The sequence below is a fragment of the Rhodococcus rhodochrous genome (assembly GCF_014854695.1).
Taxonomy (GTDB): Bacteria; Actinomycetota; Actinomycetes; order Mycobacteriales; family Mycobacteriaceae; genus Rhodococcus.
The window spans coordinates 4,602,664-4,625,333 of sequence record NZ_CP027557.1 but is presented as its reverse complement, the minus strand read 5'-3'; the positions used below and the strand labels follow the sequence as shown (position 1 = coordinate 4,625,333).

At 66.8% G+C, this 22,670-nt stretch carries 19 protein-coding genes; 8 read left to right on the top strand and 11 right to left on the bottom strand.

What is annotated here, in order from left to right; all coding sequences use genetic code 11:
* Positions 1-30: 30 nt before the first annotated feature.
* Positions 31-1,113, bottom strand: coding sequence for a glycosyltransferase family 4 protein (locus C6Y44_RS21035; RefSeq protein WP_159417537.1), 1,083 nt, complete (start codon positions 1,111-1,113; stop codon positions 31-33).
* Positions 1,114-1,688: 575 nt separating this feature from the next.
* On the opposite strand from C6Y44_RS21035, the gene C6Y44_RS21030 reads away from it, so the two are divergent.
* Complete coding sequence (locus C6Y44_RS21030; RefSeq protein WP_192378571.1) at positions 1,689-2,147, top strand: DUF6098 family protein; 459 nt, start codon at positions 1,689-1,691, stop codon at positions 2,145-2,147.
* Between the two features lie 88 nt (positions 2,148-2,235).
* On the opposite strand, the gene C6Y44_RS21025 is transcribed toward C6Y44_RS21030, so the two are convergent.
* The 5 genes from C6Y44_RS21025 to C6Y44_RS21005 form a co-directional block, all read right to left on the bottom strand.
* Entirely contained in the window at positions 2,236-4,278 is a 2,043-nt protein-coding gene (locus tag C6Y44_RS21025) for a CocE/NonD family hydrolase (RefSeq protein ID WP_192378570.1), read from the bottom strand.
* 12 nt (positions 4,279-4,290) lie between these two features.
* Entirely contained in the window at positions 4,291-5,583 is a 1,293-nt protein-coding gene (locus C6Y44_RS21020) for an ATP-grasp domain-containing protein (protein WP_159417540.1), read from the bottom strand.
* Positions 5,584-5,711: 128 nt separating this feature from the next.
* A complete protein-coding gene (locus C6Y44_RS21015) occupies positions 5,712-6,626 on the bottom strand; it encodes a manganese catalase family protein (RefSeq protein WP_192378569.1) in 915 nt (304 codons plus the stop codon).
* A 438-nt stretch (positions 6,627-7,064) separates the two neighbouring features.
* Positions 7,065-7,646, bottom strand: a complete 582-nt coding sequence (locus C6Y44_RS21010; RefSeq protein WP_192378568.1) for a hemerythrin domain-containing protein — start codon at positions 7,644-7,646, stop codon at positions 7,065-7,067.
* Between the two features lie 19 nt (positions 7,647-7,665).
* The gene (locus C6Y44_RS21005) at positions 7,666-7,818 is read right to left on the bottom strand and encodes a hypothetical protein (protein ID WP_174246987.1); all 153 of its coding nucleotides are present in this window, start codon (positions 7,816-7,818) and stop codon (positions 7,666-7,668) included.
* A 90-nt stretch (positions 7,819-7,908) separates the two neighbouring features.
* On the opposite strand from C6Y44_RS21005, the gene C6Y44_RS21000 reads away from it, so the two are divergent.
* The 4 genes from C6Y44_RS21000 to C6Y44_RS20985 all read left to right on the top strand — a co-directional run bounded on the left by C6Y44_RS21000 (position 7,909) and on the right by C6Y44_RS20985 (position 14,453).
* Entirely contained in the window at positions 7,909-8,907 is a 999-nt protein-coding gene (locus C6Y44_RS21000) for a zinc-binding alcohol dehydrogenase family protein (RefSeq protein ID WP_192378893.1), read from the top strand.
* Between the two features lie 172 nt (positions 8,908-9,079).
* A complete protein-coding gene (locus C6Y44_RS20995; RefSeq protein WP_060650397.1) occupies positions 9,080-9,493 on the top strand; it encodes an SPW repeat protein in 414 nt (137 codons plus the stop codon).
* A 380-nt stretch (positions 9,494-9,873) separates the two neighbouring features.
* The gene (locus C6Y44_RS20990) at positions 9,874-13,332 is read left to right on the top strand and encodes an indolepyruvate ferredoxin oxidoreductase family protein (RefSeq protein ID WP_159417542.1); all 3,459 of its coding nucleotides are present in this window, start codon (positions 9,874-9,876) and stop codon (positions 13,330-13,332) included.
* A gap of 35 nt (positions 13,333-13,367) precedes the next feature.
* Positions 13,368-14,453, top strand: coding sequence for a Glu/Leu/Phe/Val family dehydrogenase (locus tag C6Y44_RS20985; RefSeq protein WP_192378567.1), 1,086 nt, complete (start codon positions 13,368-13,370; stop codon positions 14,451-14,453).
* 72 nt (positions 14,454-14,525) lie between these two features.
* Here C6Y44_RS20985 and C6Y44_RS20980 read toward each other — a convergent pair whose 3' ends face one another.
* Positions 14,526-15,032, bottom strand: a complete 507-nt coding sequence (locus C6Y44_RS20980) for an Lrp/AsnC family transcriptional regulator (protein ID WP_192378566.1) — start codon at positions 15,030-15,032, stop codon at positions 14,526-14,528.
* A 219-nt stretch (positions 15,033-15,251) separates the two neighbouring features.
* Between C6Y44_RS20980 and C6Y44_RS20975 the strand changes: the two genes are divergently transcribed.
* On the top strand, positions 15,252-16,787 hold the full coding sequence (locus C6Y44_RS20975; protein WP_192378565.1) for an amino acid permease: 1,536 nt from the start codon (positions 15,252-15,254) through the stop codon (positions 16,785-16,787).
* A 129-nt stretch (positions 16,788-16,916) separates the two neighbouring features.
* A complete protein-coding gene (locus C6Y44_RS20970) occupies positions 16,917-17,150 on the top strand; it encodes a hypothetical protein (RefSeq protein ID WP_145692247.1) in 234 nt (77 codons plus the stop codon).
* Between the two features lie 426 nt (positions 17,151-17,576).
* On the opposite strand, the gene C6Y44_RS20965 is transcribed toward C6Y44_RS20970, so the two are convergent.
* From C6Y44_RS20965 to C6Y44_RS20955, 3 genes are all read right to left on the bottom strand, one after another.
* Complete coding sequence (locus C6Y44_RS20965) at positions 17,577-17,966, bottom strand: hypothetical protein (RefSeq protein WP_192378564.1); 390 nt, start codon at positions 17,964-17,966, stop codon at positions 17,577-17,579.
* A gap of 102 nt (positions 17,967-18,068) precedes the next feature.
* Positions 18,069-18,947, bottom strand: coding sequence for a PaaI family thioesterase (locus tag C6Y44_RS20960; RefSeq protein ID WP_225623637.1), 879 nt, complete (start codon positions 18,945-18,947; stop codon positions 18,069-18,071).
* 132 nt (positions 18,948-19,079) lie between these two features.
* On the bottom strand, positions 19,080-19,754 hold the full coding sequence (locus C6Y44_RS20955) for a PaaI family thioesterase (protein WP_192378563.1): 675 nt from the start codon (positions 19,752-19,754) through the stop codon (positions 19,080-19,082).
* A 414-nt stretch (positions 19,755-20,168) separates the two neighbouring features.
* On the opposite strand from C6Y44_RS20955, the gene C6Y44_RS20950 reads away from it, so the two are divergent.
* Positions 20,169-22,121: an APC family permease gene (locus tag C6Y44_RS20950; RefSeq protein WP_192378562.1), complete on the top strand. Its 1,953-nt coding sequence runs from the start codon at positions 20,169-20,171 to the stop codon at positions 22,119-22,121.
* On the opposite strand, the gene C6Y44_RS20945 is transcribed toward C6Y44_RS20950, so the two are convergent.
* On the bottom strand, positions 22,118-22,660 hold the full coding sequence (locus C6Y44_RS20945; protein ID WP_225623636.1) for a hypothetical protein: 543 nt from the start codon (positions 22,658-22,660) through the stop codon (positions 22,118-22,120). The two genes, C6Y44_RS20950 and C6Y44_RS20945, sit on opposite strands and share 4 nt — an antisense overlap.
* Positions 22,661-22,670 lie beyond the last annotated feature (10 nt).

Below are 22,670 nucleotides of genomic sequence, written 5' to 3'. Positions count from 1 at the left end.
TCGGCGAATGTCTACCGACGCGCAGACATGTCAGATTCTCAGACCCGTGGTGCGGTAGGCCTCGCGCGTGAGTTCGGCGGTGCGCGTCCATGTCGAGGTCGCGGCGACCTCGCGTCCTCGGGTGCGCAGCGCCTCCGAGGTGTCGCGGTCGTGGACGACGACGCGCAGGGCCGCGGTCCACGACGTCACGGTGTGTTCGGTGACGAGCAGGGCTCCGTCGTCGACGACGTCGGACAGCGCACCGACGGCGCTTGTCACCACCGCCCCGCCACACGCCATCGCCTCGAGCGGCGGCAACCCGAAACCCTCGTAGCGCGAGGCGTAGGCGACAGCGATGGCCGCAGCGTACAGCGCGGGGAGGTGCGCAGTGGGAACGTAACCGAGACCGATCGAACCGGCCGGTGCGTAGGGGCCGGTGGATCCGGTTCCGGCCAGCACCAGTGGGACGTCGAGGATGCGGCACGCGTCGGCGACGAGCGCGACGTCCTTGCGGGGTTCGACGGTGCCGACCTGCAGGACGAACCGTTCGGGCAGCCGGTAGGTCCTGCAGATGTTGCGCACCTCCTCGGGAGTGGGAGGTTTCGCCCACGCCGCGGGGGCGAGCGGGGTGACCACGGCCTCGCGGCCGCACAGCGCGTGGAGACGTTCAGCGGTGAAGTTCGAGACCGCGACGAGTATGTCGGCCCGTCGCATGGCATCCCGCAACAGTGCACGCTTACCGGCGGCGAAGTGCTTGCCGAACGTCCACGGGGTGTCGAAGACGGCGACATCGTGGAACGTCGAGACAGTGACACCGGAACACAGGACGGGCAGGTCGACGTCGAGGCTGTGGAACAGGTCGACCCCGCGGACGGGCGCCTTGGCGTACAGGACCCGCCGCACCCCGTCGGCGACCGGCCGCACCTGCGGAGCCACGCGAGGGGGCAGTTCGCCGGTGGCGTCGCACTGCACCGTCGCGCGCAGCGCCGCGGCGGGAAGCAGCGGGTCGAGCGCGGTCAGCAGCTCGCGGACGTAGGTCCGGACTCCGCTGCCGGACGGGCGGAGTGCGAGGGCGCCGAATCCGATGCGGTGAGCGAGCTTCGGTGAGTTGACCAGTGTTGCGTCAGTGCGCATCCGACAGTTCCTAACAGTAACCAGAAATAGAAGTCGAGGGGAAAGCTCTCGAAACAGGTCGCCACCGTGCGTGCGGAGCGGTCGGCGGGAAGGTGGACGTGGCCGAGGCGTGGGGAGGCGGGGTCGCCGAACCACGACGCGTGTCGCACATCCACTCCGTGACCTCCACTGTCGAGGGTGAAAGAGAGGGTGATTTCCCTACCCCATCTCGGACCTTCAATCTTCTTGCCGTTCGGACGCATTCGTATCGAATGATCGTGCCGACCCGTTACCTCTCGGCACCGGCGGGGTCATAAAGTACCCTCCCGATCGACTCGGGTTCTCGGAGGGATGGCTGTGCCCGAATCCTGGTGCACGAATGGATCGCGCGTGACGGAGATTCGGAGAAGGTACTCGACGAATTGGTCCGCACCTGCAGGATCTGCTCATCGTCGTGAAGACGGTGCGGGCGGTGCTCGCCAGCGACGGTGCCTACCGAGCCGACCGCGCTGACCCGACCGCGGTGCGGGGTTTCGTGGCAGGGGAGCGGGGAACTCTCCGAATTCGTCCTGGAGTATCGGCAGGAGGAGGAGAAGGTGAGCACGTCCGTCCGAAGTTTCCATCCTGATCCCGACGACATCCCGCTGATCACCTCACTCGACCAGCTCGCCGATCTGGCGACGGATCCGCTGCTCTACCTGCGGTACTCGAAGGGGCCGGCGGCGGACGCCGAGGACGGACCGAGCCGCGACCACGAGGCGAACGTGACCCTGCCGGGGCTCTCGGCCACCACGCTCTCTCCCGAGCCGTGGTGGCGACGGCCCGTCAAGGACTGGGTCGCCCGTCGCGTCTGCAAGTACTCGGAGCTCGCCGAGGAGGACGGACGGTTCGCGTGGCTTCTGACCGGCAGGATGGTCGGGCGCGGTCCCGACCACGAGCCGCTGCTCGTCGACGTCCGGCCTCATGCCCGCCTGAGCAGGGGTGTGCTCGACGAGGCGAAGAAGTGGTACGACGAGCACTTCGACGTCGGCAACGATTCACGCAGGAGTACTTGAACACCGTTCGCGCAGAACGCAGGAAGCCCACCCCGCCACGTCGCGGGGTGGGCTTCCGTTGTGATTCCGTCAGACCGGATCGCCGTCGTCAGACCAGATCACGCGGGATCCGTCGCTGCCAGCTCTCCGAGTGGACCCGTCGATCTCCGTGATCGTCGTCGAGTTCGAAGGCGTCGAGCTCGGCGTTGATCACGAACTCCTCCGGGGTGGACGTGAGGATCGTGCGGGTACGGACCTCGGTGCGCCAGTCGTCCCGCTCGTAGCGGCGCAGGGTCTGCGTCTCGCCGCGCACCGAGTTGGGATCGTTGCCCCCGAAACTGAACCACTCCTGGGTGCGACGCCGGATGACCGTGCCGGTCTCGTCGATCCGGAACGACCCCTGGTCGTCGAGGATGTCGAGGGTCGACACCCCGGTCGCGAGGTCGCGGGTGGTCCGCCAGTGGTGCTCGCCCGGCTGCAGCCGGGTGATGCCGAGTTCCGGGGCGGCCTCCGGTTCGCCGAACTCGCGCAGGTGCGCGTCCTCCGGTCGGGGCGGGCGCACCGGCAGATGCAGACCGCCACCGGTGTACACCGTCACCTCGGCGGGTGTCGGCGACGGCCACGCCAGCGGGAAGTAGGAGGTGGACAGCGACAACCGCAGACGGTGCCCCGCCGGGAACACGTGGGCCATGCCGTTGAGCTCGATCCGGATGCGGTAGCGCTGCCCCGGCTCGAGGGCTTCCGGCTTCTCGCTGCTGTCGCGGTGCGTGAGATTCAACAGCCCATAGGTCACGCGTGTCGCCTCACCGTTGGGCGCGACGTCGGACAACCGGGCGGCGAGCATCGCCACCGGTCTGTCGGACGAGACCTCGAGCTCCAGCTCGGGACGGCCGAGAACCTCCGTCGTGGTGTCGAGCGCTTCGGTCTCGAAGACGAGCGCACCGCCGTCCTCCTCGCGCTGGTCCGACGGTAGGTCGGGAGTCGCGGCGTAGGACGCCCACTTGCCGGCGAACATGCCGACACTCAGCGGGGACTGGAGGGCCAGTGGCCGTTCGTCGACGGTGAGGGTGCCGTCCTCGTCGGGGTGCAGCGCGTACCGGTCGAAGGTGTAGCGGCGGTTCTCGATGTTCGGCGACGGCCACGACGGTTCGGCCACCCAGCGGCCCGGACGCTCCGTGTAGGACGGGTTCGGTTCGATGGAGTCCTGCATCCAGGCGCGGACCATCGGTTCGTCCATCAGCCCGGTGTCGATGCCCTTGAGCCAGTGGTCCCACCACCGCACGACTTCCTGCAGGAAGCCGATCTCCGGGCCGGGGACCCCGAGATGCGGGTACTTGTGGCCCCACGGTCCGATCAGTCCCTTGCGGGGGACGTCGAGATGTTCCATCAGCCGGAAGATGGCGTTGGTGTAACCGTCGGCCCAGCCACCCACGGCGAGGACCGGGCACTGCACGGAGGAATAGTCCTCGTTGACGGAGGCGCGTTTCCAGTAGTCGTCCCGGTGCTGGTGTTCGAGCCACTTCTCGATCCACAGCCCGCTGCCCTCGAGACGCTCGTGCCACATCTCGCGCCAGCGGTCGCCGACGATGGCGGGATCGGGAGGCAGGCTGTTGAAGGCGAACATCACCGTCGCCTCGGAGAGGTTGTCGGACAACAGGCAACCACCCATGTAGTGCATGTTGTCGACGTAGAGGTCCTCGGTGGCCGAGGCACTGACGATGGCTTTCAATGCCGGTGGTCGGCGCGCCGCGACCTGCAGGCTGTTGAAGCCGCCCCACGAGATGCCCATCATGCCGACCGAACCGTCACACCACGGCTGGGCGGCCAGCCATTCGATGACCTCGCAGGCGTCGTCGTGCTCGTCGGCGAGGTACTCGTCGCGCAACACCCCGTCGGAGTCGCCGCTGCCGCGCATGTCCACTCGCACGCAGGCGTAGCCGTGGCCGGCCATGTAGGGATGGTTCAGCGCGTCCCGCCCGCGCGTGGAATCCCGCTTGCGGTACGGAATGTATTCCAGCACAGCGGGTACCGGATTCGCTTCGGCGTCGACGGGCAGCCAGATCCGCGCCGCGAGCCGTACACCGTCGCGCATCGGGATGAAGACGTTCTCGATGACACGGACCTCGTGGGGGAGGTCTGTGGTCGTGCGCATGTAGTGCTCCTCCTAGTCCTTGTGCGCCGGATCGAAGGCGAACGGAAGTGCCTCGAGTCCCTCGTGATAGCGCTGCTCGAGCTGTTCGACACTGTCGGCGCCGATGTACATCGTGCCCAGTTCGTAGCGGTAGGCGTCCTGGTTGGGCAGATCGGCGAGCCGGTCACCGGGAGCGACGTCGATGCACACCAGAGCGCCGGGGATCCGTTCGCGGAGACGGGCGATGTCGGCTTCCGAGGGCACCGAGGTGACGATGCCGTCCTCGTAGTGCGGGATGATGCACTTCGCTGCGACGGCGTATTCACCCTGCCGGTGCGGCATCCGGGGCTGCCGGCCGAGGGCGATGTCGATGGCCACCTCGTGGTTGGAGCTGCCGTCGACCTTGGCGAACAATTCGCTGTGCGACTGGGAGATCCGGGTGTTGACCTCGATCAGCCAGAGCTTGTCGTTCTCCTCGTCCCACATGAACTCGGAGTTGAAGCAGCCGTTGTCGAAGCCGACGTGGCGCAGGTACCGCTCGGTGATGTCGATCATGCGTGCCTGCACCTCCTCGGGCACGGTGCTCGCCGGGTAATCGAGACGTTCGAAGCTGTGCCCGGCAGTGTCCTTGCGCATGTCGAAGACACCGTGGACGTTGAACTGTCCCTGGAACATCGTGCCTTCCGGAGCCGCCTGAGTACCGGTGACGACCTGCTCGGCGAGACAGGTAGTGCCCGAGCTCTTCCCGATCTCGTCCGGGAGATCGACACGGCGCAGAACTTCGTCGAAGGCGTTACCCACGAGCCCGATCTTCTCGCGGATCTCGACGAGAGCGTCGGCGAACTCCTGCTCGTTGTGGATCTCGAACCCGAGCTGCGACGAATGCGACTTCACGGGTTTGACCCAGAACGGGAAGTCGAGCTCGATGCTGTCGAGGGCGTTGTCGTCGAAGGGGTCGAACGAGTTGAACTGCGGGACGCACTCGGGAACGGATTCCTTCTGCGCAAGACGGCTCCAGTACTTGTGTTCGGTGGCCACGATACTGCGCAGCGACGGCGAGGGGATGTTCCGTTCGGCGGCGAGGATCGGGGCGAGCACGCTGGTGGGGAAGTCCCAGTGAGCGATGATCCCGTCCACGCTGCCGGGGAAGTCGTCGAGCTCGCGCCGGCAGGCGTCGAGAAGATCGTCGAACACGTATTCGTCGGGCTCCACCAGGGTTTCGTAGTCGAGGAGGCCGTGGAAGCTCAGCTGGTCGGCGCCGCGTACGGTCTCCAGTTCCTTGCGCTGGATGTCGGTGAGTCCGAGGACGAAGATGTTGGTGCTCATGGATGAAGCCTTCCCGCTCCCTTGCGTCACAAAACAAACCGATAACGAAACAAACCGCGGGGAAGGTGCTTTCACGCGCAACCGCCCCGGCTCGCGGGGAGCCGGGGCGGTTGCATCGGAAGGAAAGATCAGGGGTTGTCGGGGTCGAGGGCGTCCTTCATCTTACCCATGAGGCCCTTCTCCGTTCCCAATGCGGCAGAACGGGGCTTGCCCTGCGATCCGTCGTATGTCGCGTACAGCTTCGGGTCCGGCGGCGGGGCGCTCGCCACATCGCCCAGCGGGACCGGGTCGGCGAGGAACGACATGGGTGTCGTGCCGTCGGGGCCGGTACCGTGCGCCCAGCGGCCCTGATCGGCGGCCGCACCGTCGGACAGGTGCCACAGGCTCGACGCGTGCTCGGAATGCTCCTCGTCGAACAATGCGTTCGGTGCGATCGGGCTGGGCTCGATCCCGTCGGCCTTCAGTTCCTCGATGGCCGCGAGCCACAGGTTCTGGTGGTAGGTGTCGCGGGCGAGGTTGAACCGGAGCATGTCCTTGACACCCGGATCGTCCGTCATGTTGTACAGACGCGCGGTCTGCACCCTGCCCTGCGCTTCGGCGGCGACATTGGCATGGAAGTCGGCGAGGAGGTTACCGCTGGCCACGATGAAGCGCCCGTTCCAGGGCACACCGTTGCTGTCGGAAAGAGTGGGGCCGCCACCGGAGATGATGGCCTGCTGCGGATCCATGCCGCCGAGTACGGCTGCGACCACGGGGTCGGCGGCGGCGTTCTTGGTCGACTCCGTGGCGGGTGCGCCTTCGAGGAGACGCGCCACCATAGTGGCGATCATTTCGACGTGCCCGATCTCCTCGGTGGCGACGTCCATGATCATGTCCTTGTACTTCCCGGGCATTCGACAGTTCCAGCCCTGGAACAGGTACTGCATGGTCACGGTCATCTCACCGTACGCGCCGCCGATCAGTTCCTGGAGCTTGCGGGCGTAGACGGGATCGGGCTTCTCCGGCTTGACGTCGAACTGCAGATGGTCTGTGTGACGAAACATGTTGCTCCCTCGAATGCCGATTATCGTGCGGAGACGCGTCCCGCGTGAAGACGCGCCCGTGAAGACACCTCGTGGCGCCCGGTCTCGACGCCGCCTCGGTTGGCCCGTGGTGCTACGTGCGACTACCCGTGCTTCTGCAGCTCAAACGCCCTATGGATATCCACCGTTTGTCACCGGTTCTGTGTCAACGTGGAGAGATGGAGAACAGGCGTCCTCGGAGACCGCGGGGGACGGTTTGGCCTAACTGACCTTCGATCCACCACCGGGTGACGAGTTCACCTTCGCGCTCGACGTGCGGATCCGTGCCGGGAGGCAATGGGACGAATCGGGCTTCGTCTCGGTGATGGACGACGAGAAATCGTCAGTGACAATCTATTTCGATACCTGGTTGGTGCCCTGATGGAAATCGTGATCCGTGCGCTCGTCCTGTTCCTACGCTCAGGTATTGCGTCCGGTCAGTGCGTCGCGCAGTCGGTCCACCATGCCGACCCCCGGTCCGATGGTCTTGTGGAACAGTTCGGAATGCGGCGCGGACGGATGCGGTCGGGTCGGGGCCAGTTTCTTGGCGGCCTGTACCTTGGTGCCGACCTCCACGAGGGTGTCGTGCCCGAGATGTGTCCTCAACGCCGGGAACTGTTCGGATTCTTCGTCGTTCGCGTGGTGGCGCAGAAGATCCTGCAACTTCTTCACCAACGTCGTGAACTCCGCACTCGATGCTTCCGCGTCCTCGAGTTGCTTCATCACCTGCACGATCTCGTCGTGCTCCTCCTTGTCGTGTTCGACGGCTTCCGTGCCCCCGGGGAGGTGCTTCTCCATCTCCGGATAGACGAACATCTCCTCGGCGACCGAGTGCCTCATCACCTCGGCGATCGCCGCATCGGTGAGATCGCGGCGCTCCTCCGCGTCGAGTGTGGTCTCCGCTCGGCCCAGAAGTTCGAGCATCTCCCGGTGGTCCTCGGTGAGGATGGTGACGACATCCGTGCCGCCGGAATTCGGGCCCTCGTAGGCTGTTTCGGTCATCGGGATCTCCTTCGGATCGTCAGGAATGTCCGGTATCGCCGGTCTCGTCCGGTTCGTCCTCGCCCTCCGCTTGGTCGGGCTGTTGCGGAGCCTTGGAGAGGAGATTGTCGGGATCGGCGTCAGGATCTTCGGCTGCGTCGTACGGATCGGCAGAACCGTCTGTGCTGCTCATGTATGAAGGAGTTCACCGGTGCCGACATCGGCAAACACAGGAAGATCGACAGATACGCGGGAGGCGAGCGCCGTGGACGAGCCCCGATCGATGCGAGCATGGCGAGTGGTGGAGCCCGGCCCCGTCGCCGGTCACCCTTTGCGGTTCGAATCCGTCCCGCTTCCGGAGACGGGACCGAACGATCTGCTGGTGCGTGTGCTGGTGTGCGGTGTGTGCCGCACCGACCTGCATGTCGCCGAGGGCGATCTCCCCGTCCACCGGGCGGGTGTCGTCCCGGGGCACGAGGTGGTCGGTGTGGTCCATCGGGTGGGGGAGGCGGTCGAGGGGTTCGCCGCCGGCGACCGCGTCGGCGTGGCCTGGCTGCAGTCGACTTGTGGGCAGTGCCGCTACTGTCGCCGTGGCGACGAGAACCTCTGTCCGAATTCGAGATACACCGGTTGGGACGAGGACGGCGGGTACGCCGAGTTCGTCGCCGTACCGGCGGCATACGCCCTCCCGCTGCCCGACGGATACGACGACGTCGAACTCGCTCCGCTTCTCTGCGCCGGCATCATCGGCTACCGCGCGCTGAAGCGCGCCTCGGTCCCCGACGGCGGCAGGCTCGGCATCTACGGCTTCGGCGGCAGCGCCCACATCGCGGCGCAGGTCGCCCTGGCGCAAGGTGCCGAGGTGCACGTCATGACGAGGAGTGAGGACGCGCGGAATCTCGCCCGCGAACTCGGGGCCGCGTCGGTGCAGGGCGCCGCGGACGCACCGCCGGTGCCCCTCGATGCCGCCATCCTCTTCGCGCCCGTCGGCGACCTCGTGCCGCCCGCACTCGAAGCGCTCGACCGCGGCGGCGTCCTCTCGATCGCGGGCATCCACCTGACCGACGTACCGCAGCTGAACTATCAGCGGCACCTGTTCCACGAGCGTGAGATCCGGTCGGTGACCGCCAATACCCGTAAGGATTCCCGGGAGTTTCTCGCATTCGCCGGGCAGCACCGCATCAGGGTCGCGACGATGCGCTACGGGTTGGACGAAGCCGACCGCGCGCTGGCGGATCTTGCCGGCGACCGCGTGCGCGGTGCTGCCGTCCTCGTCCCCTGAGGGGCCGGATCGATACGGTTCTTCCCGCCCGAGATCGCCAAGTCGGGACTTTCTACCCTACGGCAACATCCCGCCCGGGGCGACGATAATGGTGTCGGACCCAGGAGGGCCCCTCGGACTTCTCACCCACGAGGAGATGAGGACAATGTCGACATCATCGGCTCATTCTGCAATGCACACCCATCCCGACATCGTCGAGATGCGCGAACGTTACGACCGGATGGGTGAACAGCCCACAGCTCAGGTCACCGACGGATTGATGATGGTTGCCGGTCTGTACGCGGCGGCATCCGCCTGGATCATCGGATTCGCCGATCAGACGGCACTCGCCACCACCAATCTGATCTGCGGCCTCGCGGTCGCACTGCTCGCCCTGGCACTCGGTTCGGCCTACGGCCGCACCCACGGCCTGGCGTTCGTCGCGCCGTTGCTCGGTCTGTGGCTGTTCGTGTCGCCGTGGCTGGTCAGCGGCGTCGACACCAGTACGTCCATGATCTGGTCCCACGTCATCGTGGGTGCGATCGTGTTCGTCCTGGGCGTGGCCACGGCGGCGATGGGAACCGGTCTGATGGACCGTTCGCGCTGACCGGTTCGGCGGCGTAGCCCGGACGGTGCTGCCGGCTGCAGGTCTGAACCGGCAGCACCTCACCGGGTGCGGCGTCCGGACGCCGCTTCCGGCTACCGAGGGATTTACCCTCCCGGCGGCGATGGCAACCCGGTCCACCCCTCAGCGGGTTCGTGAACCGGGGGGAGAGGTGGAACCGCCTGCGTCCGCCGCGGGCGATGATTCTGAGCACCGTGCACACTTCATGTGTGTGCGGTGCATCACATTTGAGCGAAATGATGCGCTCGAAAATCTTTTGTTGACGAGTTCGCCTAGTTCAATCAACCATTGCTGTACCAAATGACGCGATCGAAGCGGCGCAGACACAATCGGACGCCGCGACGAAGGACGGGTGGTACGCAATGACCGAGACCGTAATCCGCGAAAGCGAACGACTTCCCTACGACCTCGACGACCGATATCGCTCGGGCTCCGGCACCGTGCTGCTCACCGGCGTCCAGGCCATCGCCCGCCTGTTCGTCGAACAGCAGGTACGGGCCATGCGGGACGGTCGCCGAGTCGCGACCTTCGTCTCCGGATACCAGGGCAGCCCCCTCGGTGGTCTCGACAAGATGCTCCACGGCATGCCGAAGGTCCTCGCCGAGCACGACATCACCTTCGTGCCCGGATTCAACGAGGAGCTCGCCGCCACTGCTGTGTGGGGCAGCCAGGGGCAGCTCGGCGCCGGCACACCGACCCACGACGGCGTCGTCGGCGTCTGGTACGGCAAGGGCCCCGGCCTCGACCGCGCCACCGACGCACTGCGTCACGCCAACATGTACGGGGTGAACCCGAACGGTGGCGTGTTGCTCATGGTGGGCGACGACCCCGCGTCGAAATCCTCGACCGTGCCCGCCGTCAGCGAGCGGTCCCTCGCCGCCCTCGGCATCCCGGTCCTGTTCCCGCGCAACGCCGCCGAGATCGTCACGATGGGCCTGCACGGCGTCGCGCTGTCGCGCGCCTCGGGCTGCCTCGTCGCCCTCAAGATCGTCGCGGACGTCGCCGACGGCGCCTGGTCCGTCGACGGCTCCATCTCCGACCTGCCCATCACGGTCCCCGAGATCGAATGGGAAGGACGGCCGTTCGTCTACAAGCAGCGCCCCATGGCCGCGCCCGGCGACAGCGTCATCGCCGAGGCCGACCTCTACGGGCCGCGCTGGAAGATCGTCCAGGAATACGGCCGCCTCAACGGCCTCGACGTGATCGAGGTCGACCCGCCGCAGGCCCGTGTCGGCCTCGCCGCCACCGGCACCACCTTCGACGCCCTGCGCCAGGCGTTGCTCGACCTCGGCGTCGACGACGCCGCGCTGCACCGCGCCGGCATCCGCCTGCTCCGCATCGGCATGCCGTACCCCATCGGCCCCGAGATCGTCCGCGAATTCGCCCGCGGCCTCGACGAACTGATCGTGGTCGAGGACAAGACCGCCTTCGTCGAGACCCAGATCCGCGAGATCCTCTACGGCACCGCGAACGCCCCGCAGATCGTCGGCAAGAAGGACGCCGACGGCCGCCCGCTCGTGCCCGTCGACGGTGAGCTCACCGCCGGTCGCCTGCGCGGCCCGCTGCGTCGCGTGCTGCGCGGCCACGTCGAACTCGGCCCCGCACCCCTGCCGCAGTTGTCGCTCGAGGTGCTGTCGACCCAGCGCACCCCCTACTTCTGCAGCGGCTGCCCGCACAACCGCTCCACCGCTCTGCCGGAGGGGTCGATCGGCGGCGGCGGTATCGGCTGCCACACCCTCGTCACCCTCTCGGGCCGCAAGGACAGCGCCGTCACCGGCCTGACCCAGATGGGCGGCGAAGGTGCGCAGTGGATCGGCCAGGCGCCGTTCACCGACATCGGCCACATGTTCCAGAACCTCGGCGACGGAACCTATTTCCACTCCGGCCAGCTCGCCGTGCAGGCGTGCGTCGCCGCCGGTGTGAACATCACCTTCAAGCTGCTCTACAACGACGTCGTCGCGATGACCGGCGCGCAGGACGCCGAAGGCGCCCTGAAGATCCCGGCGCTGACCCACAAGCTCACCACCGAGGGCGTCCGCAAGATCATCATCTGCTCCGACGAGCCGAAGCGTCTGCGCAAGCGCACCCTCGCGCGCGGCACCGAGGTCTGGCACCGCGACCGGCTCGACGAGGCACAGAAGCTGCTGCGCGAGATCGAGGGCGTCACCGTGCTCATCTACGACCAGCACTGCGCCGCCGATGCACGCCGTCAGCGCAAGCGCGGCACCCTGCCCGCCCGCACCACCCGCGTCGTCATCAACGAAGCGGTGTGCGAGGGCTGCGGCGACTGCGGCGTCAAGAGCAATTGCCTGTCGGTGCAGCCGGTCGAGACCGAGTTCGGTTCGAAGACCCGCATCGACCAGACCTCCTGCAACACCGACTACTCGTGCCTCGACGGCGACTGCCCGTCCTTCGTGACCGTCGAGACGTCGCCCGAGAAGCCGAAGCGGCGCAAGGCTCCGACCCCGCCCCGCATCCCGGACGCCGCCATCGACACCCCCAAGGGAACCCGCAACATCTTCCTCGCGGGCATCGGCGGCACCGGCATCGTCACCGTCAACCAGGTGCTCGCCACCGCAGCCCTGCGCGCCGGATTCGAGGTCGAGTCGCTCGACCAGATCGGCATGAGCCAGAAGGCCGGTCCGGTGGTCTCCCACCTGCGCTTCGCCGCCGACGGACTCGAGCCCGGCAACCGCGTCGGCCCGGGCGGTGCCACCGCTCTGCTCGCGCTCGACCTGCTCACCGCGACCGAGCCGAAGAACCTCGCCTACGCGAACCGTGAGGAGACCGTGGCGGTCGCGTCGACGAGCCGCGTCCCCACCGGCGACATGGTCTACGACCGCTCGGTCCGGCACCCCGACGAGCAGGACCTGCTCGCCCGCCTCGACACCGCGACCCGCACGACCGTCTCCTTCGACGCCCTCGCCGCAGCCCAGGCGCTGTTCGGTGAGACCTCGGCCGCGAACTTCCTCGTCGTGGGCGCCGCCCATCAACTCGGTGGACTCGAGATCCCCGCCGAGGCCATCGAGGAGGCCATCGAGATCAACGGTGTGGCCGTCGCGACCAACATCGCCGCCTTCCGGTGGGGCCGGGTGGCCGTCGCGGATCCCGCGGCCTTCGCCGCCGCGACCGAACCGGCCCGCCCGGAGCGTGCCGCCACCGTCGCGCCGGAGCGTCTGTTCGCCGGCACCACCTTCACCGGTGAGGTCGAGCGACTCGTGCGCATCCGCGCCGCGTCGCTGATCGACTTCCAGAGCGAAGCGCTCGCCGCCCGCTACATCGGGCAGGTGCAGGCAGCCTGGGAAGCCGAGCGTCGCGTCACGAACCGCACGGACTTCAGCGAGGCCGTCGCCCGTGGGCTGTTCAAGTTCACCGCCTACAAGGACGAGTACGAGGTCGCCCGCATGCTCGTCGACCCGGCCTTCCTCGACGAGGTGCAGGGCCAGGTCCCCGGTGGGCGCAAGCTCACCTACCGCCTGCACCCGCCGGCGCTGCGTGCACTCGGCCGCGAGAAGAAGGTCGGCTTCGGACCGAAATCGCATGTCGCGCTGAAGGCTCTGGCCAAGGCGAAGCGTCTGCGCGGCACGAAGCTCGATCCCTTCGGCTACGCCCACGTCCGCCGCGTCGAGCGTGCTCTGCTCGCCCACTACACCGCAACGATCCAGCGGCTCGCCGCCGACCTGCACGTCGACTCCTACGACCGCGCCGTCGAGATCGCGGCTCTGCCCGACATGGTGCGCGGCTACGAGGACGTCAAGCTCCGCTCCGTGGAGCAGTACCGGGCCCGCCTCGCCGAGCTCGGCGTCGACACCGACTTCTGACGCACGAACATCGTCTGCTGCAAAGGAACCCACCGATGACCACTTCTGCCCTCGACCTCCCCGAGTTCACCACGTCCGACGGCGTGTTCGGCCGCTCCGCCCGCCTGACCGACCGTCCCCACGAGCAGGTCGTCTTCCACCACGACGCGGCCACCGGGCTGCGCGCGATCGTCGCGATCCACTCCACCGCACTCGGTCCTGCCCTGGGCGGCACCCGCTTCTATCCCTATGCGGACGAGATGTCGGCGCTCGAGGACGTGCTGCGACTGTCGTGGGGTATGACCTACAAGGCCGCGGTGTCGGGCGTGGACCTCGGGGGCGGCAAGGCCGTCATCATCGGGGATCCGAAGACGGACAAGACCGACGAACTGCTCGCCGCCTACGGACGATTCGTCGAGTCGCTCGGTGGTCGCTACATCACCGCCGCCGACGTGGGAACCCGCGCGGAGGACCTCGACGTGGTGGGCCGGCACACCGCCCATGCCGTGGGACGCACCGTCGCTGCCGGCGGATCCGGCGACAGCTCACCGCTGACCGCACTCGGTGTCTTCCAGGCCATGCGCGCCGGAGCGCAGACGGTCTGGGGCCAAACGACTCTCGCGGGTCGTACGGTCGGCGTCGAGGGGCTCGGCAAGGTCGGATACGAACTCGTGAAGTTGCTCGTCGCAGACGGTGCCGAGGTGATCGTCTCCGACGTGAACCCCGCTGCGATCGCCCGCGTGGTCGACGAGTTCCCGGCGCAGGTCACCGACAACGTCGTTGCCTCGTCCGCCGACGTCTACGCCCCGTGCGCGCTCGGTGGCACGCTGACCTCGACCACCGCTGCCCACCTCGACGCACGTCTCGTGTGCGGTGCGGCCAACAACCAGCTCGCGCAGCCCGAGGTGGAGGGACTGCTGGGTAAGCGCGGAATCGTCTGGGTGCCCGACTATGTCGCGAACGCGGGCGGACTGATCCAGGTCGCCGGTGAGGTCGACGGATCCGCCGCCGAGGTCGTCCGCGAGCGGGTGGAGTCGATCTTCGACCGCACCGCCGAGATCTTCGACGTCTCCGGCACTCTCGGCGTCACGCCGGGCGCCGCCGCCAACCGCATCGCCGAGCGGCGCATCGATACTGCCTGATCCGCACAGAGAACTGATCCGCACAGGGGAACAAAGGGGAGGCACCGCGAGGTGCCTCCCCTTCTCGTGCTGTCAGGATTGCCCGGGCGACGACGAACGGCCGTGCCCCGCATCGCGGGTGATGTGCTCGACGAGCGGCTGCGTCCGGTACTCGATCGGCGTAGTGAGCGCGAGCGTCGTGGTGGTGTGCGCGACGCCCTCGATGGCGTGGATCCGCTCGAGGACCAGCAGGAGGTCCTCCTGGGACTGCGCGGCCATCCGGATCAGGAGGTCCTCCCGGCCCGTCGTCGCGTGTACTTCCAATACCTCGGGGAATCGCCCCAATTGGGCGATCACGTGTCCCATCCGCGCCTGGACGAGTTCGGCGCCGATGAACGCCTGCAGCGGCACGCCCAGCTTCGGCAGGTCGACGACCGGTCGGTATCCGGTGACGGCACCGGACTCCTCGAGTTTCCTGATGCGCGACTGCACGGTGTTGCGGGCGACACCGAGCTTCGCCGACAGATCGACGATTCCTGCCCGGGGGTTGCGAGTGAGCTCTCCGAGGAGAGCTGCGTCGAGCCGGTCGAGATTGAACACGATGACACCCTTTCCGTTGTGATGCGCGTCACCACTCGAGCATAATGCTCAGCCGAACAGAAAGATATTGACACTTCACGAGCCAGTGCCATGATTGCTGCATCAAATGCTCACGCAAACACGGCTTGCTGCAACGTAATGCGCGCGAAGTGAGCGACATGCCTACCCCTCGCCCGGACCGGGCGTGGCGGGCGCCGCAATCACCCCGAGGAGCACACAATGCCCGGAGTCGGCATCTGGCGGACCAAATCCGTCGAACAGTCGATCGCGGATACCGATGAACCCGGTTCGCGGCTACGACGAGAACTGACCGCCAAGGATCTGACCGTGTTCGGCGTCGCCGTCGTGGTCGGAGCCGGAATCTTCACCCTCACCGCCCGCACCGCCGGCAATCTCGCCGGACCGTCCATCTCGCTGGCGTTCGTCCTCGCCGCGATCGCGTGCGGTCTCGCCGCACTGTGTTACGCGGAGTTCGCCTCCGCGGTACCGGTCGCCGGCAGCGCGTACACCTTCTCCTATGCCACCTTCGGTGAATTCGTCGCCTGGATCATCGGATGGGATCTGATCCTCGAGTTCGCCCTCGCCTCCGCGGTCGTCGCCAAGGGATGGTCGATGTATCTCGGGGGCATGTTCGGCGGAGACGCGTCGATCGACCTCGGACCGATCACGGTGGACTGGGGATCGCTGCTCATCGTCGGTGCCATCACGATCATCCTCGCGATCGGCACCAAGGTCTCGTCGCGGGTCTCCGCGGTCGTCACCGCCATCAAGGTCGCGGTGGTCCTGCTCGTCATCGTCGTCGGCATCTTCTACATCGACAAGTCCAACTACTCGCCGTACGTCCCGCAGCCCGAGGAAGCGGAGAGCACCGCGTCCGGTCTGCACCAGTCGCTGTTCTCGGCGCTCACCGGCGCGGGCGGCAGCACCTACGGCTGGTACGGCCTCCTCGCCGCGGCGAGCCTGGTCTTCTTCGCCTTCATCGGCTTCGACGTCGTCGCCACCACCGCCGAGGAGACCAAGAACCCCCAGAAGGCACTGCCCCGAGGCATCTTCGGTTCGCTGGCGATCGTCACCGTCCTCTACGTCGGCGTCACCCTCGTGCTCACCGGCATGGTGAAGTACACCGACCTGCGCACCGGCAGCGAGCTGGTCGGTGACGGCAGCGCGACGCTGGCCACGGCCTTCGAGGCCCACGGCATCACCTGGGCGCAGATGGCCATCAACATCGGCGGTCTCGCCGGCCTCACCACCGTCGTGATGGTGATGATGCTCGGCCAGACCCGCGTGCTGTTCGCGATGTCCCGTGACGGACTCGTCACCCGCAAGCTCGCCGTCACGAACCACAAGGGTGTGCCCGTGCGCATCACCCTGATGGTCGGTGGTGTCGTGGCCGTCCTCGCCGCGGTGTTCCCCATGGGTGTGCTCGAGGAGATGGTCAACATCGGCACCCTGTTCGCCTTCGTCCTCGTCTGCGTCGGCGTGATGGTGCTCCGTCGCACCCGCCCCGACCTGCCCCGCGGATTCCGGGTGCCGCTCGTGCCGCTGGTCCCGATCCTCGCGGTCCTCGCCTGCGGCTGGCTCATGCTCAACCTCTCGGTCGAGACGTGGATTCGATTCACCGTCTGGATGGTCCTGGGCGTGGCGATCTACTTCGTCTACGGCCGCCGCAAGTCGGTGCTCGGACAGCGCCTGAAGCTCGAGGCCGCGCAGCAGGAAGCTGCGAAGCACGAAGCGAAGGAACCCGAACCGGTATAGATCGATCGTCCACGAGCCCGCCCGCACCGAATCGGTGCGGGCGGGCTCGTGTGTTCCGGCGGTTGCGGGTACCCGATCGGAAGGAGACCGGACACCGTCCGGTCGCGATGCCGGAAGAGGAGGAGAGTCATGGCCACCTGCGACACGTGCGGCAACGACTACGACAAGACCTTCACCCTCACGCGTGGGGATGTCTCGGGCACCTTCGACAGTTTCGAGTGTGCGATCACCGCGATGGCACCGCAGTGCGCCCACTGCCACTGCCGCATCCTCGGGCACGGCGTGGAGTCGGCGGATGCCGTCTACTGCTGCGCACACTGTGCTCGTCAGGCGGGGCACACGGAACTGACAGATCGCGCCTGAGGAAAGTGTACGAAGCGCGCGAAAGTTGCAGAACAGACTCTGCGACTCGACCTTCGGTGAATTCCGGGAAAGATCTATGCACGCAAGTGAGCAGATTGCTCTATGCTGTGAACAGCGCCGCAGAGACGAAGGTCACAGGGTTGCCCGGCGTTTCGTCCCAACACAGGACGAATCGGACGAGGGGACCCGATTACCATTCGATCTGCCCCTGTCGTCGGGGAGGCAGACAGGGAAGGGCCCCGCCAGCGAATCGAGGGGAGGAGCCGGCGGGGCCTCGCGCTGTATCTCCTGTGTCGGGGAGGACTCTAGGGAGACACGGCCACCTACGCCGTGGCCGCTTTGGAGCTTAGGTGACGTCTGGGCACTCGTCCAGGGTCGATACTGAAACGAGACCTGAGAAATCTTCTCGGACCCGAACCGGAACGTTCATCCTGCTTTGCGACGGATGGGACCGGTTTCGGTATCGCTCTGCGCAGGAAAGACGGGGGTCGGCATCGCTCGGGACCCGTCCGGATGCCGGCGGTACGACGGCGACCGCTGCGAACGCCGACGACGTCGTCGGTTCCGCGTCGCCCAGAGCCCCCAGGCGGCAATGCACACACCCACTCCCGAGAGCAGATCGGCTTCGGTCAACCCGTGGTTCGGGGTCACCGAGTACAGCACGCGCCCCTCGAGAGGCCCGTTCATCAGCACCCAGAGTCCGGAGGCCACGAGCGCGGCCGCGCTCGACAGCAGATGAGGGCGTGAAAGACACCAGGTCGACGCGGCGAACAACGAGCACATCGCGACGAGCGAGTAGAACACGGCATTCTGCACGGTCGACTCCTCTCGCTCCTGCCGGATATCGATCAACTGTACTGGCGGAGGAGTCGGGCCCACCGAGTCGCAAGTCGTGACTCTCGCAACAGGGGTATCAGCTCAGGCGTTGAGGGTGACCGTCGTCAGGGCGAGTACCTGATCGTCGGCTCCGGCGTCCACGAGGCGGACGTCGACGACCGCGTGGTCCTTCGTCTCACGGACCACTGTGACGTGCGACCGTGCCGGCCCCACCTTCACCTGCGACAGGTAGTGGGCCTGGATGTCGGTGGCCACGAAACCCGGGAGGACGGTGTGCGCCGCGTGCTCGGCGAGCAGTGCCTGGGCGCCACCCTGGATGGTGCCGATCATGTTGGCCACGAACGGAGTGAGGTCGAGCTCGAGTACGCCGGTCTGTGCGTCGAGGGTGCGCATTGCCAGGCGGGAGTAGATCGATCCTTCGACGTGCTCGCTGGGATACTCGCGGATGGCGCCCACCCACTCGCCGGGGTTGTAGTGGTCCGAGCCGGCCGCTGCGGCGCGGGGGAGTCGAGCGAAGGTGACGAGGCCACGTCCTGCCGGGCGCAGCGCGCCGTCGTCGAGGGCGGTGACGAGCTCACCCATGTCGGTGATGCCGCACCCGTCGAAGATCTCCGCGGCGACGTGCACGGTCTTCTTGCCGATGCGCACCAGGTGGGTATCGACGACGACCGGCCCTTCGGTGAGGGGTTCGGCCGTGTGGATGGACAGGTCCTGCGTCGCCGTCCAGTCGGGGCTGCACGCGGCGAGAGCGGGGGTGGACGTGACGATGTCGACCACGGTGGTGAGCATCCCGAGTGCTGCGGCGCCGGCGTCGTTGCGCAGCTTGTCGTGCAGGTCGACGCGCATGACGGCGCGTTCCTTGCTCACCTGGAGCGACGTCAGGCCGAAGTCGGCGGTGAAGGTGTGCTGACTCATGGTCACCGACGGCCCCTGGCTTGCGGAAATGCTATTCTCGCTCATGAGAGTGATATTGCCATCATGCGAGCGACGACGGAAGAGTTGCCTCGTCCCGAGGTTCACAACGCGCAGGTGAGGCTCGCAACCCTGGTGGTCGACCATGGGCGTTGTGAGCCTCACTTTTCGGTTGTGAGCTTATTCGGGCCTCGGGGGCTCCGCGAACGAGTCGCGCTGCTGCACCATCCACACCGGCGCGATGAAGATGCCTTCTGCTTCCACGCAGATCCCCTCCGAGTCGGCGATATGCCCGACGACGAACGCCTTGCGCCCTTCGACACGGTCGAGTTTCGCCTCCACGCGCAGAGCGCCGAGAGGGGTGCGCTTGCGATAGCGGATGGTGAGCGTGCCCGTCATCCCCGGATATCCCGAGATGCGCGCGGCGTCGCCGAGGATCTGGTCGAGAAGCAGCGCGGAGACCCCGCCGTGCACGTGCCCGGCCGGCCCCTCGTAGACGGGACCGAGGTGGATCTCCGTCCACACGCGTCCGTCGTCGTCCTCGTGGATGTCGCCGATCGGGGCGATGGCGTTGCGCAGGCCTATTGCGGCGTTTCCCCAGTTACGGAATCGGCCCGAATCGTTGAACCGGGTGCCGTACGGGCCGTCCTCCCGGTCGCGTTCGAGGATCTCGCGCGCGGCCGAGAGATGTTCCCGCGCCCGCGCGACGTCGTCGGCATCCACACGGGTCTGCAGTGCGAGCTGGATCAGCTCGCGCACGTCCTCGGTGAGCGGACCGTAGGTGGCCCTCTGCTGATCGATTTCCTCGTCGGACAGTCCGTCGTTGACGTAGAGCTCGAGGATGGAATCGGTCATCGGGGTTCTCCGGATCGTGAGCGTGGTGAAGGACAGCAGTCGACCGCGCGCACGGTGAAGGAGTCAAGTTCTGCTGCCGCTGCACGGGATCATCGCAAAATCCGTAAAACGGACCGTTCTGTACGAAAACGTGTGAACCGCCATACGGGCGGGAATCAATGAGAGAACCCCGTCGGCTTAACGAGGGGAGGGGCCGACGGGGTCCGTCCGTGCCGTGTCAAAGGGGAGGAGACGCGGCACGCTTTGTTGCGAGGAGCAACAACGACTCCACGCTACCCACGATTCTTTCATCTGCCAACGTTGCCGACGGGTGATCGACGGGGTGAATTCGCTCTATCTGCACCCGTGGCGAGCGGGGTAATACAAGCGTACCGTTCGCTTCTGCGTGCGCGGGTATGCGCCGGACAGGAGTCGATGGTCGTGGCCGTAACCATCCACAAGGGCCGTGACAACGTCACCAAACGGATGTTGCTGGGAAGGCCGCTGCGCAGCGACACCCTCGGCCACACTCTGTTGCCGAAACGCGTAGCCCTGCCGGTGTTCGCGTCCGACGCCCTGTCGTCCGTCGCCTATGCACCGGAGGAAATCTTCCTCGTGCTGTCGGTGGCGGGCCTGTCCGCCTACGCGTTCTCCGGTTGGATCGGTCTCGCCGTCGCCGTCGTCCTGGTCGTCGTGGTCGCGAGCTATCGGCAGAACGTGCATGCCTACCCGTCCGGGGGTGGCGACTACGAGGTAGCGACGAAGAACCTCGGAGCGATGGCCGGCCTGACGGTGGGCAGCGCGCTCATCGTCGACTACGTGCTGACCGTCGCCGTGTCGATCTCGTCGGCGGCCCAGAACATCGGGTCGGCGATCCCCTTCGTCGAACACCACAAGGTGCTGTTCGCGATCGTCGCGATCACTCTCCTCACCGCGGTCAATCTGCGGGGACTCCGCGAAGCGGGCACAGCTTTCGCCATCCCCACCTACGCATTCATGTTCTGCATCGGGGTGATGCTCGTCTGGGGTTTCGTGCGTCTCGTCGTGTTCGACGCCCCGCTGCGCGCCGAGTCGTCGCACTACGAACTGGCCGCCGAACAATCACACCTGGCCGGACTGGCCTTCGCGTTTCTTCTCGCCCGCGCGTTCTCGTCGGGATGCGCGGCCCTGACGGGAGTGGAGGCCATCAGCAACGGGGTGCCGGCCTTCCGGAAACCGAAATCGCACAACGCCGCCACCACGCTGCTGATGCTGGGTGCCATCGCGATCACGCTGCTGATGGGCATCATCGTCCTCGCCGAGCGGCTGGGCGTCGTCGTCGCCGCCGACCCCGCGACGCAAGTGCTCGGGGCGCCGGAGGGATACCATCAGAAGACGCTGGTCGCGCAGGTCGCCGAGACGGTCTTCACCGGCTTCCCCCTCGGCTTCTACCTCGTCACCGCCGTGACCGCGTTGATCCTCGTCCTCGCCGCCAACACCGCATTCAACGGTTTCCCGGTCCTTGCGTCGATACTCGCGCAGGACAAGCACCTGCCGACGCAACTGCGCACCCGAGGCGACAGGCTGGCGTTCAGTAACGGCATCGTCTTCCTGGCCCTCGCGGCGATCGTGCTCGTCTGGGTGTTCGACGCCGAGGTCACCCATCTCATCCAGCTCTACATCGTCGGGGTGTTCGTCTCCTTCACGTTGAGCCAGACCGGCATGGTGCGTCATTGGACCCGCCTGTTGGTCACCGAAACCGACCCACGTCACCGCCGGAGAATGCAGCGCTCGCGCGTCGTCAACGGTATGGGTCTGGTGATGACGGGGACCGTCCTGGTCATCGTGCTCGTCACGAAATTCGTTGCCGGTGCGTGGATCGCGATCCTCGCCATGGTGGCCGTCTTCGTGACGATGCGGGCCGTGAACCACCATTACCGACGCGTGGCCGTCGAACTCGACGCCGGCAACTGGGACGGCCTGCTGCCCAGCCGCACGTATTCGATCGTGCTCGTGGCCAAACTGCATCACCCGACTCGTCGCGCGCTCGCGTACGCCTCGGCCACCCATCCCGACACCCTCGAGGCGATCACCGTCGACGTCGACGAGGAGGACACCCGTGCTCTCGTGCGCGAATGGGAGGCCAGCGACATCACGATTCCGCTGAAGGTGCTGGAGTCGCCGTATCGGGAGATCACGCGACCCGTGCTCGACTACGTCAGGCGGGTGCGTGGCAATTCACCGCGTGATGTGGTCACCGTCTTCATCCCCGAATACGTCGTGGGGCACTGGTGGGAGAACCTGCTCCACAATCAGAGCGCACTGAGGCTCAAGAGTCGCCTGTTGTTCCAGCCCGGGGTGATGGTGACGAGTGTGCCGTGGCGGTTGCACTCGTCGGATTCGAGTTAGGCGAGCGCGGAGTCCGATTCCCGATCCGGATCGCTCTCGAAGAACGACGTCACGGTGTCGACGGTGAAGCGGTGACGCAGACGGCACGCCGAGTTCTGGTTCGCGAACAGGCCCGGGATGCGGAAGGCATCCTCACGCGCGACGGTGTGCGTCCACTGCACCGGCACGATCCACTCGCGGTGGTCCTCGTGCGGGTCCGTGCCCTCGCTCTCGTGGATGTACGGCGCCTTCAGATCGAGGCTGCGGAACGGCACCGGGCGGCCGTCGACGACGAGCGTCGCCTCGTCGGCCGGAGCAGCCGGGCCGGTCACGACGCCGATGCCCACGTATCCGCTCTTCGGGATGTAGACGAAGACGTGGCCACCGACGGGCAACTCCTGCAAGGAATCCGAATACCAGCGGCCACCGCCGGCGGCGACGAAGCCGTAACGGCGGCCGTCGTCCCAATTCCGTGACGGGCTGCGCTCGCCGAAGTTCACGTACCAATCCCGGCCGTTCCATTCGGACTCGGGACGATTCGACCCGGACGATTCCGCCACGCACACTCCT

Excerpts from the sequence above, each read along its gene's own strand:
- C6Y44_RS21035 (WP_159417537.1), bottom strand. The coding sequence starts at position 1,113 with ATGCGCACTGACGCAACACTGGTCAACTCACCGAAGCTCGCTCACCGC.
- C6Y44_RS21025 (WP_192378570.1), bottom strand. The coding sequence starts at position 4,278 with ATGCGCACGACCACAGACCTCCCCCACGAGGTCCGTGTCATCGAGAAC.
- C6Y44_RS21020 (WP_159417540.1), bottom strand. The coding sequence starts at position 5,583 with ATGAGCACCAACATCTTCGTCCTCGGACTCACCGACATCCAGCGCAAG.
- C6Y44_RS21015 (WP_192378569.1), bottom strand. The coding sequence starts at position 6,626 with ATGTTTCGTCACACAGACCATCTGCAGTTCGACGTCAAGCCGGAGAAG.
- C6Y44_RS21010 (WP_192378568.1), bottom strand. The coding sequence starts at position 7,646 with ATGACCGAAACAGCCTACGAGGGCCCGAATTCCGGCGGCACGGATGTC.
- C6Y44_RS21005 (WP_174246987.1), bottom strand. The coding sequence starts at position 7,818 with ATGAGCAGCACAGACGGTTCTGCCGATCCGTACGACGCAGCCGAAGAT.
- C6Y44_RS21000 (WP_192378893.1), top strand. The coding sequence starts at position 7,909 with ATGCGAGCATGGCGAGTGGTGGAGCCCGGCCCCGTCGCCGGTCACCCT.
- C6Y44_RS20995 (WP_060650397.1), top strand. The coding sequence starts at position 9,080 with ATGCACACCCATCCCGACATCGTCGAGATGCGCGAACGTTACGACCGG.
- C6Y44_RS20990 (WP_159417542.1), top strand. The coding sequence starts at position 9,874 with ATGACCGAGACCGTAATCCGCGAAAGCGAACGACTTCCCTACGACCTC.
- C6Y44_RS20985 (WP_192378567.1), top strand. The coding sequence starts at position 13,368 with ATGACCACTTCTGCCCTCGACCTCCCCGAGTTCACCACGTCCGACGGC.
- C6Y44_RS20975 (WP_192378565.1), top strand. The coding sequence starts at position 15,252 with ATGCCCGGAGTCGGCATCTGGCGGACCAAATCCGTCGAACAGTCGATC.
- C6Y44_RS20970 (WP_145692247.1), top strand. The coding sequence starts at position 16,917 with ATGGCCACCTGCGACACGTGCGGCAACGACTACGACAAGACCTTCACC.
- C6Y44_RS20960 (WP_225623637.1), bottom strand. The coding sequence starts at position 18,947 with ATGAGCGAGAATAGCATTTCCGCAAGCCAGGGGCCGTCGGTGACCATG.
- C6Y44_RS20955 (WP_192378563.1), bottom strand. The coding sequence starts at position 19,754 with ATGACCGATTCCATCCTCGAGCTCTACGTCAACGACGGACTGTCCGAC.
- C6Y44_RS20950 (WP_192378562.1), top strand. The coding sequence starts at position 20,169 with ATGGTCGTGGCCGTAACCATCCACAAGGGCCGTGACAACGTCACCAAA.